This is a genomic window from Sagittula sp., from assembly GCF_052825245.1.
Map to the genome: position 1 here is coordinate 48,479 of NZ_JBRBWD010000061.1, position 12,877 is coordinate 61,355.

Genomic DNA, 12,877 nt, shown 5'->3' on the forward strand with positions numbered 1-12,877 from the left:
ACGACGCCGGCATTGCCTCCACCGTCTTTCACAGGCCAAAAGGCGCCCCTCTTCACGAGCGCGGCAACAATCGGTTGCACCGCGGCGCGGATCGAGGGCAAAGACCGCCGTATCGGGCAGCAACACTTCGGCGATCATGCGTAAACAGGCCGATCATACCGCCGGAACCGACGTCCGAAAGGCCGCACGCCTCTCTGTCGCACCGATGATGGATTGGAGCAACGCTTCGTAGGTCATTGATCTTAATTGGATAATCCGCCTCGCAGAGTCAAGTAGCAACAAAATAGCAGCAACATGTGGCCGTCGTTGGAAGTTTTCGTTGATCGAGAAGTGCCGAGACATCACGTCGGGCGCGGGACGTGACCGAGTGACATGGTTCTCGGTTTCGTCGATGCCCGATCTGGCCAAGCTCCATTGCATAGAGCAAGAGGAGCGACATCCATGCAGACACAGGACACCCGGCCCGATCGCTTCGGCCGGTCCCGGACTGCCTTGCGGGCAGCCAAAGGCGACCTGCCGCACCTGCGCATTTACCCGCAAGCGCATGTCGGCCCGCCGAACCGTATCGCCTTTGTGGTGGTTCACGGGGTCGGATAGGACTGCGACCGTCGCCGCCGGGTCCGCGCCGAGGCAAGCGATCTCCGGCAGCACCTCGGCTACACGGTCGAGTTCAAGCGCGACGTCTACGACGTGGCGCCGCGCCGCACCGTCATCGAAGCCTACAGCTGAGGCGAAGCTAAAGGACATTCGCCGGCGCACACGGAAGCACCTTCCGTGCGGGGAGAAAATCCACATCGTACTTGAAGGGTTGGAGGTTCGCCGTGATGAGGTGGCCGAGCGATGCGCATCATTGGCGGCATCAGCCGGGACAAGCTACAAAGTCTGAAGCAAATTTCGATGCAGACTGCCGCGCTCAGGCGTGCGGTTTCAGACCTGGCACTGGACAAGTTGATCCTGAACCAGGTTGCCCGGGGAAACTGCTGAGCACCGCCAGCCGCCGTGTATATTTCGATCATGTGCGGCAGACACTCCGCGTATCTGAGCGCCGGGCCTACTGCATATTCCTAAGCATCGCTTGATGCAGCGCAAGGTGCCTATCAATCTGCCGGATGCAAAACGGTCATCGATGACATCCACGCGTTGACGCGAGAGTTCCAACGTTGGAGGCAATTCCAAGCCGACCATGCTCTATATTTCAAACCGGACTATTCGATTGGAGCACTTCTTAGTTCATCCTGAACAACGATGTCAGGCGGCGATTTGCGGTTCCTGATGGCGACCGAGGCGGGGCATGCAGCTTCGGAGCAGTGTGATCAGCCAGACGAGCTGGCACAAGACGACCCTCAGATGGCGCAGGATCATGCGGATGTTGTGGCCGCAGCCGCAGAGGACTGCGAAGAGCGCGTCGCCTGTCGTTCCCTTGAGCGGGCATCGGGTCAGGCGGCCGTCGGTCTTCATATGGCCGATCATCGGTTCGATGGCGCTTCGTCGTCGCAGCAGCTTCGCGATCGTCCTGGTGACGCCGCGCCGCGCACCGCTGATGAAGACCTTCACGGTCTCGACGCCGTGGCCGCGGTAGCCGCGGTCGACGAAGGCCATGTGCGGACGCCGGTCGGTCAGGATCTCCACCTGTTCCAGCGCCTCGTGCAGGGTGTGTCCGTCATAAGGATTGCCCGGAAGTGCGCGCATGCCGACGACAAAGCCGCCTTCGGTGGTGGTGGCGACGGTGACCTTCGTACCGAACTCGTAGCGCTTGTGCGCCTTGCCTTTCGAGATGCAGTCCACGACCGGTTCGTGCAGGCTGTAGAGCTTTCGGCGGTCCTTCGGCTTCTGCGCCAGCAGCCGGTTCACCAGGGCCAGCAGATCTTGCAGTCGTGATTTCAGCGGTCCCTCGGCCACCTTTTCCATCTGCCGCTCGATGTCGCGCAGGACGCGCCCGGTATAGCCCTTGAGCCGACGCAGGGCCTTGCGCATCCGCTTGAACTGCCGGGCATGGGCATAGCGGCCGACCTGACCGCATAGCCGAGGGCCCAAGCGATTGTAGTTCTGGCGCAGGTCGATGCCGGCCTCGCGCGCGAGCCCGACCAGCTTGCGCCGCGCGGTCTCGTAAAGCCGGGCATCGGTGGGATGCGCGATGTTCTTCTCCATCACCGTGGTATCGACGGTGACCTTCTCCAGATGGTCGTCCTGCACCGTCCCGGCGCGCTGTCCGGCCCGGATCGTCTCGGTCAGCAGCCATTCCACGCCTTCCTCGCCGATGCGGTTGCGCCAGCGGGTCATCGACGAAGGGTCGATCGGAAGACGGTGCTGAAAGAACATCTCGCCGCAGAAATGCTGCCAGTACGGGTTCTCCGCCCACCGGGCCACGACAGCGTCATCGGACAACCGGAACGCATGCTGGAGATAGAAGAGCCCCGCGACCAGGCGGGTCGGCGTGGCCGGACGGCCGACCAGGGACGGGAAGAGCCCCTCCCATTCCCGCTCGAACACCTCCCAGTCGATCAGGGCGGCGAGCTTCACCAGTTCGTGGCGCATGTCGATCATCTCGACCAGGCGTGCGCGCAGCAGATCATCCTGTTCCGGGGACGGCTTTCTGGGCTTCATATCGCAGCTCGAAATTGCAGGGTTTCTACCGCGAGAATACAAAATCCTGCATCCAAGACCTAAGGAAAACGCCGCATTCCCTCGCAATAACTGATGGTTGAGGGTTGTTCAGGATGAACTTCTTAGAAAATCCAGATTACTCCGGATGGAAAAGTTTCCTGTCGCCTGCGCCAAGAATTGGCACGTAATTGAAATTTCGCCAGATTGTCCCATCAGCTATTCCACGAGGGCGTTGCTGCCCATAGTCTGGCAACCAGGAATGGGGCAAGGAGGGACCATGGACGGGCAGGCAGAGTGGACCGAAATTGGCGCCTCGTCGGGACTGGATCACTTGGCTATGCTTGCTCCGGTCGAGGCCTTCTACCAGTCGCTGCTTCCGGGCTTCAGTTCAGTCACCACCAGAATGCGGAACTATGCTTTTCATGCGTGGTGGATCACACGAAACGCGCGAACGACGAAGATCACCTCTAAGAAGGCCTTCCATGAGCACACCCGGCGAGTGGAAGCCCTTTACGCCTTGGCGTCGGCACAGTGGAACAGGGAAACCGGCATCGCCGGCGCGCGCTTTGCCTTGGACAAGCTGGCCGAGGAGGGTGACATCCTTGCCTTCCGATCCGAGACGAGCCTCGAGACGCCGGCCGATCTGCGCTACCTCGGCCCGCCGGCCGGTGATTTCCAGGGCACCTACTTCGGCCAGATGCGCGAGATAGGACTCCTGGCCCGAGCTGCCCGGCACGACATGCCGGTGCCAACCAAGGACGGAGAGCGTCTCGCCAAGGCATACGAGGCCGCACTCCCCATCGCTCCGGAGCGATTCTTCGAGATCGCGAAGGCTGGGCAAGTAAGCCGGGTCGAACTTGCCATGATGCTCCCGATGGCGCCCAGCGCGCTTGACCAAGACGGGGAGGAAGCGCGCTTGCTCAGGGAAATCCTTATGGGCGAAGGCGGATCGGAGGCCGGCCTTGCCCGGAGAGCTTCTCTCCTGGCCATCTTGGAGATCGCCAGAAAGACAGACAGTCAGCCTGTCAGTGAAAACATGTTGCGGTGGTGGTGGATGGATCACTCTCCGGACGGGCACCACGCAGAAGCCCATGCGGCCTGGCAGCACTACCAGGTCGGCGACATGCTGCGCGTCTCCTATGAGAACCTGATGAACCATGCCATTCTTGGCCTCGAGGATGCGTCTGAAGGGCTCCTCGTGCCAGAACTCATAGGGGATATCATCAGCGATGTTCCAGATATGCCTCTCGGAGAATGGCTCGATCAGCTCTCTGCTTCAAACCAAAGCCTGCACGACCTACAGAACGCAGGCCGCGCCGAGGGCGCACCTCTGGGGGCGATCATGGCGCCGATCGCCCGCCTATGGGCGGAGTGGCGATTCCGTATTGATGAACTCGAGGGTAGCCTACCTACGAAGCCAGGCCATCAGACCTGTGTCACGGAACTGACCTGGATCGAGCACAGGCGCCGCGAGCCTGCCTCGAAAGCCATGGGCCAGCTCATATACGAACGGGTGTTGCGCCGGCACCTCGAGGTCGCTGCCCGCAAGTTTCGCCTCCAGGGGAGCTATACCTACCTGGTGGAGCTCGAGCATGCGCGTCTCAGGGCGCGCTCCCTCATAGACGCGAACCCCAGCGGGCCAAGGCTTTCCACAGCCATCAAATTCCTCGACGACGTCGGGCTGCTGTCCAAGGGGCGATTGACTGACCGCGGCCGTGATTACCTTGAGGCTGTATGAGGTATGATCAGGTATTCCGCGCCGAGGGATATCACTCGGCTCTGCTGACGACGTTCAGCTTCGACCCGACTGTCTTCGAGAACGTAATCCTGATCGGGATGCGCAGTCGCGGGTGCCGGAACATCGGCATCATCGCCGATCAGAATATGCTGAACAGGACACTATCCGAGGCGGCACCGGCACCGCGCGCCGGCACCGCCTATCACTTGGCGAAAAGAAACGTGTCCGGCGCCTTCCACCCTAAGATTGCCCTGAGGCTGGGACGCGAAGGCGGCTCGCTGATGATCGGCTCCGCCAACCTCACTGGGGCCGGCCTGGTGGGTAACATGGAAGCGGTGAGCGAGATCCTCGTCACCTCGGAAGACATGCGTGCGGCACCGCTGCTGGTTGCCGCGCTGGAATACTTCGAGCGTCACGCAGACCCCCGGGACCGGGCGATGAAGGACGTCCTTGGCAGGGCTCGGGCAAAGACACCGTGGCTATCGACAGCAACCGCGGCCACCGAGGTGGAGATCGACGGCCAGCGGGTATCCTTCATCACGGAAACTGAAGAGGCCGGGGTAGGGGAGGCATTCGTTTCTTTCATCGGGGATGATGTGATCGATCGACTTGTCGCGGTGTCTCCGTATTGGGACGATGACCTACGCGGACTTGAACAGATGCGAGAAAGCCTCGGGTCCCCCGTAAGCGCCCTGGTAGTCGAAACCGGGGAGCACGATTTCAGCGCAACCACCTTTCAGTCGAAGACGGGGCTGACGCTGCATTCGACCGGCACGCATGCCGCAGGCGGAACGAGGCGTCTCCATGCGAAGCTGCTCGTCGCCTGTGGGCAGGATGCCGATTACATCCTCTCGGGGTCAGCCAATATCTCTGAAGCTGGTCTTTTCGGTCGCTTCAATGGCGCCGGAAATGCAGAGGCTTGCATCATACGCACGGAGCCTGCGGGCGCAGTGATTGACCGGCTCGAGCTTTCTGTCTGTCTTTCTGAAGAGATGCCCCTTTCACATCTGCGACCGCGCAAGTCGGGTGCGGTCATGGCCGAGAACGAGCCAGCCGCGGTGCCGGATGGTGGCGCGCTCTGGATCGATCACGGAATGCTTTTCTGGCACCCGCCTTCCGGGGTCGACAAACCCGATGGATGCCGCCTTGAACTCACCGACAGCGCGAACAGCGTCATCGGGGTATTCGCGCCGTCCCTGGCGCATGGCCAGTGGTCTTGCGAGTTCGACACGGACGGGCCGGCTCCTCGCGTCGGGCGCGTGATATTCGGCAATGAGACCGCAAGCGCGCCGATCCCGATCGCGTCGCTTGGCCGGCTGGGGCGGAGCTCGGAGCCCGCGAACTCTGGGCGCGCCGCGCGCCTGCTCGCCGATCTCGAAGGGCGCAGTGACCTCGACGAGGAGGACTATGAGCGCGCGCTGAAGATCATCATGGCGAGCCGGCAGGAGATCACTGTCAAGCGGGACGTGAAACGTGATCGCACGAGCAGCGGCGACGATCATCAAGATGATGAGGATGACGAAAGTCAGAGCGCGCGCCTGACTGACGACGAGTATCGCGAGCTGGCCCCGACCCGGGAAGAAGAGCAAGCGATGAGGTCCGGTCCGGTTGCCGAGATGCGCCGCTTCGTTAACAGCTGCCTTGGACTGAGCGCCGAGGAGGTCGATGAGGATGATGACGATGCTCTGACGAAAGCCCTCTCCGGCAATGGGGCCGGAGGTGGCCATAACGGCGGTCAGGCTTCGCAAAAAATGCCCAGGGCACCCAGGAAAAAAGCCTCATGGACCCAGGCCAATGAGCGCGCAGACCGGCTCGCCCTCCGCGTTCGCGAGACCTGCGACGCCCTGGCGCGTCCCGACGTCGAACCTCTAAATTTCCTGAATGCCATCCGGCTGCACATCCTGATCAACGTGGTGCTCAAGTCGAGCGCGCCCGTGGGCAAAAGGCACGACGAGACTCATCCGATCTCTGCCACGGAACCGGCACGCAGCTGGATCCGGCTTCTCGGTCGATTACTCCAGGAGCTCGAGGCACCGTTGGAACGCCAAGTGGCCGCGATGGAGGACAACGCGCTCGAAGAGGAGTGCATCGACGCGCTCGCGACGATCCTGTTCACGGCAGGGCTTGTGCTCGACGCCGCGCGCCAGGCCGAGATGCCGAGATCCGTGATCGCTCAACTCGAGGCGGTGAATGCTGGCCTTGCGAGGAGCGTCATGAGTCTCGTGCGCACGCGCCCGGCAGCGGACGCTTTCGTGCGGCGAGCGATGCCCGCGCTGTCGACGGCGCATGCCGGATTGATAGACTCCCGTGGCGATCGCCGAGAAGGTCTGGCTGGCCTTCGTGCGCGGTGACTTTGCCGAAGCGGTGTTCACCACCATGCGCGCAGTAGAGATCGCGGTGCGCGAGGCGGCTGGGTTCCCCGTCGGAGAACACGGAGTACCAATGATCCGTCGGGCCTTCCACAAGGACACGGGGCCGCTACGGGACCCTGGGCAGGAAGAGGCCGAGCGCGAAGCCCTCATACACCTCTTCGCCGGCGAGGTCGGTTCCTACAAGAACCCGCACTCACACCGGAACGTAGCCATGGAGGATGCCGGCGAAGTGATCGAAATCGTTACGCTCGCCAGCCACCTGCCGCGCATCGTCGATGCGCGGCGGCCGGCTCCGCAGGAAAGACAGACAGATGAATCGTGATCCAGACCTTGAGCGGCAAATCCCGCTGGCCATCGTGGCCTACGACGGAGAACCCCAGCCAGGCTATGCCGACCTTTCCTGTCTCGATGCTCCGAACCTCCAGATGAAATACCAGGTCGTCCTACTGTACGAGGGCGAACTCATTCAGGCCATAGACGCCGCACCAAGGAGGGTGCCATGGCCGTCGGGAGATTCAGCCTCGAAGCGCTCGGGGGCGCTGGCCCGGGGCTGGTGCCCGAGAAGATCCGCAAGCATACCTGCGTCGAGGTCGATCAATGACGCGGGAAGCTGCCGACCCACAATCGAAGCGAGACGAACATGAGCAGTAGCGATCAGACGATCTTTGCAAAACGCCAGGAGCCGGAGGAAAGCCGACCCGGCGACAAGCGCCAGGAGTTTTCAAGGGACCGCGCGCGGGTCATTCACTCTGCTGGCTTTCGCCGCCTGCAAGGCAAGACACAAGTCATGGGGGTCGGCGAGGGCGACTTCCACCGCACGCGGCTGACCCACTCGGTCGAATGCGCCCAGATCGGCTACGGCCTCCTCGAGCACGTGCCGGGAAAAGAACGCAGCAGCGATGTCGATGCCGAAATAGAGGCATGGCTACCAAGCCGAGATCTGCTGGAGGCCGCTTGCCTCGCACACGACCTCGGACACCCGCCGTTCGGGCATGGCGGCGAGCGAGCGTTACACGCCAAGATGCGCGACCATGGTGGCTTTGAGGGGAACGGGCAGACGCTCCGCATTCTTACCCGGCTCGAGAAGCATCGGCAGCAGGGCAAAGGCCTCAACCCGACGCGAAGACTCGTTCTCGCCATCCTGAAATACCCGGTGCCCTACGGCTCCTTCGATCTGTCCAAGCATGATCCCGATCCACCGAAATGCTTCTTCGATGAAGAGAAGGAGATCGTCGACTGGGCGATGGAGCCATTCCATGACAGCGAGCGCCACCAACTCAAGCACCGGGACCCAGATAAGGATCGCCCCATCTTCCACACGCTGGATTGCAGCATCATGGAGCTGGCCGACGACATCGCCTACGGTATCCACGACCTGGAGGACATTGCCGGGCGTCAGCTTGTACCACCCGATGAGTTTCGGGAAGCTGTGGTGAGCGCGTTCGACAAGGTCGGCGGCTCAGTTGGAGCGGGCGACAGTCTGCTTACGGGCAAAGGGATCGCGGACTCCTTCTCGAATGGCGCGTTTGAGCGCAAGCCGGCAGTCTCGAGGCTGGTGAACCATTTCATCACAGCCGCGCGTATCGAGAGGGTTCAGCGCTTCATGCATCCCCTCCTCGCACACAAGGTCGATCTTCCCGACGCAGAGCGAGAACTGCTCGGGGCCCTGAAGAAGGTTTCCTACTCACTGGTGGTGAAACGAGCCCACGTGCAACAGCTGGAGCGTCGCGGGCAGCGCGTCGTCGCGAACCTCTACGACGCGTTCATGGATGACCCGAAGGCGTTTATACCTACCTCTTCGCTGGAGGATCTTCGTGCCACCGGCGCTCCAACAGAACGCGTGGTCTGCGATTACGTCGCCGGCATGACCGACCGCTACGCGGAGATGGTCTACCACCGGTTCTTCACGCCCGGGTTCGGCAGCAGCGGCGACGAGATCTGAACATCCTCTTCATGGTGATGTCGGAGAGGCGACGAGATCGCGATGTTGGCGAGTCGCCGGCAATCGTCCCGTTCGCCAATCCAGCAGCCGGAGAAAGCGCAGCGGACGGACCAGGCAGGCTCTACGACCGGCCGTCACGCGTGATGAACCGAGCCCGCTCCAGCAACTCGTCGAATGTAACGATGTCGATGGACCGGGTCTCACGGCGGAACAGCTCGAACGTATCTCTCATCACCTGCGCCGCCCGAATGTCTCCCGCCGCCTCGAACTCCCGGCGGGAGCCGATCACGAGTATCGTCTTCGCGTTGCGCGTCCGCGCCTCCAGTCGGCGGGTGCCGTCGCGGGAGAAGTGTTCGCCGCCAGCGGCGAACGCCAGCCATTCCGCCTTCTGCTCGAGAATCTGCGACACAGCACCGGTGAACTCCGCGCTGAACGCCCGGGTGCCCGCGCGGCCGCCCACGCCACCCGGAGCCGCGCGGAATATCGGCGTATCGGGCCGCTTGATTTCCACGAGCACAGTGTAATCCGTGAAGCTCATCAGGAAATCGACCACCGGCTTACCGCGGTTGTCGGTTCCGCCTCCGGAGACGGTCGCCTCGCGCTCGAAGGGGCGCATGATCCGATAGTCGAGCCCGTAGCCGAACACCCAGGGCTCGCGGTCGAAGAAATCCTGCCACTCCCGCTCCGACCAGGTGCCGTCCTCTATCCGCTGCTCGTAGGCCTCCAGCGCCTGCCTGCGCCCCAGCAGGATGTTGACCTCCTCCGGCGAAAGTGAGCCGTGCAGCGTCCTGAGCAGGGCCTCTCGGTCGTCGCCCCTCATGGCCCGGAGCCGCTCCACGATTTCTCTATCAGAGGCATCGACGATGGCCTTGCGCCCGGCACCGGTCGAGATGTCCTCGATGTCGAACCGGTCCTCGTTGGCGAGGTCGATGAACTCGAGACGGTCGAGGAAGGTCAGCAGGCGCCGGAACTCATCGCCGCGAAAGGTAAAAGCGTGCTCCTCGTAGCCCTGATACCAGTCTTCCTTGCGGGTCTGAAAGCTCTGCAGGGTAAGGCGACGAACCGCCTTGTTGTCTTGGGTGATCACCGCCGTGACCTGGGTCCTGCGCTTCTCGCCGGACAGGCGCAGGCACATGGCTCCCTCCACCTCGCCCAGGTGAAGGACGTCTGAGCCGTCCATTACCATGCGCACGTTGCGCAACCGTTCGGTGGTGTGGGCGCCGTATGTGAAGACCTTGGAGATATACGTCTTGGCGGCCCGGCGCAGGCGGAAGAAATCGCGTTCGTCGCTCATGCCAGGATCGTGGAGCGGATTGCGGAGGCTGGCAAGAAACGATCCCAAATATGCGTCTCGGGCTATGGACATCAGCGTCCAGGGGCTTGGTCTCTCTAATCGCGTCCTTCGGCAGTGCGTCCTTATCTGGAAAGTCGTCCTTCTTCCGTGGACGCCCGGGTCCATGCAACCCAAGGACGTTTACGTCCATACCTATGGTCGTATAAGACCATAGCGTCAGGGCCCAAAACCCTTACATAAACGACTTCCATGCCTCATCTTCACCTCAACCACAACAAGCAGGAGGCAGCGATGCCCGAAGACGCGAAGAAGGTGATCCCGATCGGAGATCGGAGGAAGAAGGAGGCGGAGGACGAGCGGACGCTCACCAGGAAATGGGGCAAGGGCACCGTTGCTCTCGGATATACCGTGGTTCCCTCCGCCTTGCTACGCGGCCAGGCCCGTCTCGGCATCGGCCCGAACGAGCTCGCGGTGCTCCTCCACCTGATGGATCACTGGTGGAGGCCGGAGGAGATGCCTTGGCCCTCGAAGAAGACGATCGCGGAGCGACTCAGCGTCAGCACGAAGACCGTGCAAAGGGCCATCGTAACCCTCGAAGAGGCGCAACTCCTGCGGCGGAACGAGCGGTATCACAAGACCGGCGGCCGGACATCGAACGAATACGATCTGCGGCCTCTCGTCGAACGGCTGAAGCCGATCGTGGCGGACATGGAGAAGGCCGAGAAGGACGGCAAGGCGACCAAGCGTGCCGCTGAGCGGCCGGGGCTGCGCAAGCGCCAGACAGCGTCGTGATCGGGAGGTGAACATGGACAACGAAATCGTCTACCGCCGTATCATGCTCATCATCGCGGTCATCGGCCTTGCGGTCAGCACCGCCCAGCTGTGGCTCTGACCCGATGTCGTCGTTTTCGACCTTCGCCATTGAGGCCCTTGTTCAAGTAATCTCGGGCGGGTCCGGGATGAACAATCCCGAGCCGTCGATCGGCCTCTACCGTAGTGCCTCTGACATCGACGGATTTCTCATGGCCTGCGGCATCGATCCGGTGCGCGGCGAAGGCTCCCGCTTGCCGAAGCTCAGAGGTTGCCTCAACTGGGCCGCCCGACAGGAGAACGGTGACGAGCTGATCGGCCGAGCGATCGAAAAGGTTGCCGACCCCAGAAACCACGCGCGGGAGCCGGAGAAGACACAGGCCGTACTCGACCACCTGAATCTGCATCTCGCGCCGGACGGGTTCGAGGTCGCATTGCTCGGGGGCAGGGCGATCCTGCGCAAGCGCGGCTCCGGGGCCGCTGTAGTCGGCGCCATCGCCGAGAAGACCGCGACGCTGGATTTCGGGACGGTGAGCCGGGATCTCGATCGCGCCACCCGAAACGCTGAGGAAGACCCCGAGGACGCCGTGACGGCCGCGTGCGCAACTCTGGAGGCAGTCTGCTGCTCGATCCTTGTCGAGCTCGGACTGGATCTGCCGGCGAAGAAGGACGTCTCCGCGCTCGTGCGTGCGGTCCAGGAACCGCTCGGCCTCTCCCCCGGGCGCACGGATCTGCCGGATCTGATCGCCGGCGACATCCGCAAGGTCTTGAGCGGCCTGACAACGGCCACCGAAGGGATCGGGGCGCTGCGCACCCATGGCGGCGACGCCCACGGCCGGGAGCGGGGTCACCGCCAGATTGACCCGCGGATCGCGCGTCTCGCGATCCACGCCTCGAGCACCGTCGCGCTGTTCCTGATCGAGACGTGGGAGCGGAAGATGCAGCGCAGCCTGCCGGCGGCCGCGGAGCCGGCGGAGTGAGCATCATCGTTCTGCCTGACGACCGCCTCGGCCAAGGAGCTCTACCGGGACGTCCGTGCCAGCAAGCTAAACTGGGATGCCATCTGTAGGAACCAGCTCATGCATCATACGCGTCGAAGATGTCGTCGATCTCTTTCCCGGCGGCTGCCAGTGAGGCCTGTTTGGCGCGGTCGCCGGTGTATTTCTTCCGCGCCTGCTGCGAGGTGTGATCGTTCATCAACATGCCGGCCAGCGTCGCATCCTCGCTGATCGCGAAGACCACGTCGTAGACGATGGATCGGCAGATGTGCGCGCCGGTGCCAAACTCGGTTGACCAGACCTGCGACACGTAATTCTCGGCAACGAGCGTGCCATCTGGATGGACGAATAGCGGCCATTCTTCTTCCTCGGCCGCGTCGCGCAGGGCGTCGAGGTATTTTGGGTCATCATCCTGAAGCACGCGGGCATCGACGAAAAGCTGGACGCTCGGATGAACGGAGCCGGGGTATTCTTCCCGGCCGGGAAGGTGCCGGGTCTTTCGCAGCTTGTAGTCCCGGAGGCGATAACGGCCCTCGGTCCAGACGAGGTCGCGGCCGAACCTGAGATCATGCCATTCACGTCGAAGGGGTGTCAGCGGGGGCACCGCGATCGCCATGGCTCTGTTGCGCTTGATGACACGCTTTGCCGGGTTGGTTTGCTGTGGCACATCTTCGAGGACTGCCACGGCGCGCGGATGAATGGTGGTGATGTCGATCGCGGCGAGGGCTGCGAATTTCCGGGCCGTCTCCACGCTGGACCGGTCCCGCAGCTTCTGGAGAAGCTTGTCCAGCTCCTTGATCAGGGGCTTTGGGTAAGACTTCGAGAAGCGGAGGAAATCCCTGACATCGGCAAATGTCGCGATGATCGTCGAGGTGCTCAGAGGCGCGCCACGGACGGAAATTCTCGTTGTTTCATATGTATAGAATCTCCGAAGCGACGCTATTGTTGGATGTCACTGAGAACTGACCCAGCGGCGATATGAACCGCGCCGGGTTTGCCGGAGGCTGATTTGTCTTAGTTACGCGGCCATGCCTGATGTTTCCCGAGCAGCGTAGAAGTTTGCCTCGGCCTCTGCGGGCGGAATGTTCCCGATGGGTTCGAGAAGGCGGCGATTGTTGA

11 protein-coding genes are annotated in these 12,877 nt (G+C 62.5%); 8 read left to right on the top strand and 3 right to left on the bottom strand.

Annotated elements, in window-relative coordinates:
• Positions 1 to 441 precede the first annotated feature (441 nt).
• Both ACU0DV_RS24595 and ACU0DV_RS24600 read left to right on the top strand, forming a co-directional pair.
• Positions 442 to 597 (top strand): hypothetical protein, encoded by a 156-nt coding sequence (locus ACU0DV_RS24595; protein ID WP_446273613.1) that lies wholly within the window; start codon positions 442 to 444, stop codon positions 595 to 597.
• Positions 598 to 840: 243 nt separating this feature from the next.
• Positions 841 to 984: a hypothetical protein gene (locus ACU0DV_RS24600; protein ID WP_446240597.1), complete on the top strand. Its 144-nt coding sequence runs from the start codon at positions 841 to 843 to the stop codon at positions 982 to 984.
• A 264-nt stretch (positions 985 to 1,248) separates the two neighbouring features.
• Here the strand turns inward: ACU0DV_RS24600 and ACU0DV_RS24605 are convergent, their stop codons facing one another.
• Positions 1,249 to 2,604 (bottom strand): IS5 family transposase, encoded by a 1,356-nt coding sequence (locus tag ACU0DV_RS24605; RefSeq protein WP_446240598.1) that lies wholly within the window; start codon positions 2,602 to 2,604, stop codon positions 1,249 to 1,251.
• A 277-nt stretch (positions 2,605 to 2,881) separates the two neighbouring features.
• Here ACU0DV_RS24605 and ACU0DV_RS24610 point away from each other — a divergent pair, with 277 nt between their 5' ends.
• The 4 genes from ACU0DV_RS24610 to ACU0DV_RS24625 all read left to right on the top strand — a co-directional run bounded on the left by ACU0DV_RS24610 (position 2,882) and on the right by ACU0DV_RS24625 (position 8,656).
• A complete protein-coding gene (locus tag ACU0DV_RS24610) occupies positions 2,882 to 4,342 on the top strand; it encodes a hypothetical protein (protein ID WP_446240599.1) in 1,461 nt (486 codons plus the stop codon).
• Positions 4,339 to 6,693 (top strand): hypothetical protein, encoded by a 2,355-nt coding sequence (locus ACU0DV_RS24615; RefSeq protein WP_446240600.1) that lies wholly within the window; start codon positions 4,339 to 4,341, stop codon positions 6,691 to 6,693. The genes ACU0DV_RS24610 and ACU0DV_RS24615 overlap by 4 nt, the downstream gene beginning before the upstream one ends.
• On the top strand, positions 6,650 to 7,036 hold the full coding sequence (locus ACU0DV_RS24620; protein WP_446240601.1) for a TIGR02391 family protein: 387 nt from the start codon (positions 6,650 to 6,652) through the stop codon (positions 7,034 to 7,036). Before ACU0DV_RS24615 ends, ACU0DV_RS24620 begins: the two co-directional genes overlap by 44 nt.
• A gap of 318 nt (positions 7,037 to 7,354) precedes the next feature.
• Positions 7,355 to 8,656: an anti-phage deoxyguanosine triphosphatase gene (locus ACU0DV_RS24625; protein WP_446240602.1), complete on the top strand. Its 1,302-nt coding sequence runs from the start codon at positions 7,355 to 7,357 to the stop codon at positions 8,654 to 8,656.
• 121 nt (positions 8,657 to 8,777) lie between these two features.
• Here the strand turns inward: ACU0DV_RS24625 and ACU0DV_RS24630 are convergent, their stop codons facing one another.
• Positions 8,778 to 9,950: a Shedu immune nuclease family protein gene (locus ACU0DV_RS24630; protein ID WP_446240603.1), complete on the bottom strand. Its 1,173-nt coding sequence runs from the start codon at positions 9,948 to 9,950 to the stop codon at positions 8,778 to 8,780.
• A 249-nt stretch (positions 9,951 to 10,199) separates the two neighbouring features.
• On the opposite strand from ACU0DV_RS24630, the gene ACU0DV_RS24635 reads away from it, so the two are divergent.
• Positions 10,200 to 10,742: a helix-turn-helix domain-containing protein gene (locus ACU0DV_RS24635; RefSeq protein WP_446240604.1), complete on the top strand. Its 543-nt coding sequence runs from the start codon at positions 10,200 to 10,202 to the stop codon at positions 10,740 to 10,742.
• 167 nt (positions 10,743 to 10,909) lie between these two features.
• The gene (locus ACU0DV_RS24640; RefSeq protein ID WP_446240605.1) at positions 10,910 to 11,740 is read left to right on the top strand and encodes an abortive infection family protein; all 831 of its coding nucleotides are present in this window, start codon (positions 10,910 to 10,912) and stop codon (positions 11,738 to 11,740) included.
• A gap of 97 nt (positions 11,741 to 11,837) precedes the next feature.
• Here ACU0DV_RS24640 and ACU0DV_RS24645 read toward each other — a convergent pair whose 3' ends face one another.
• Positions 11,838 to 12,509, bottom strand: a complete 672-nt coding sequence (locus ACU0DV_RS24645; protein WP_446240606.1) for a hypothetical protein — start codon at positions 12,507 to 12,509, stop codon at positions 11,838 to 11,840.
• Between the last annotated feature and the right edge of the window lie 368 nt (positions 12,510 to 12,877).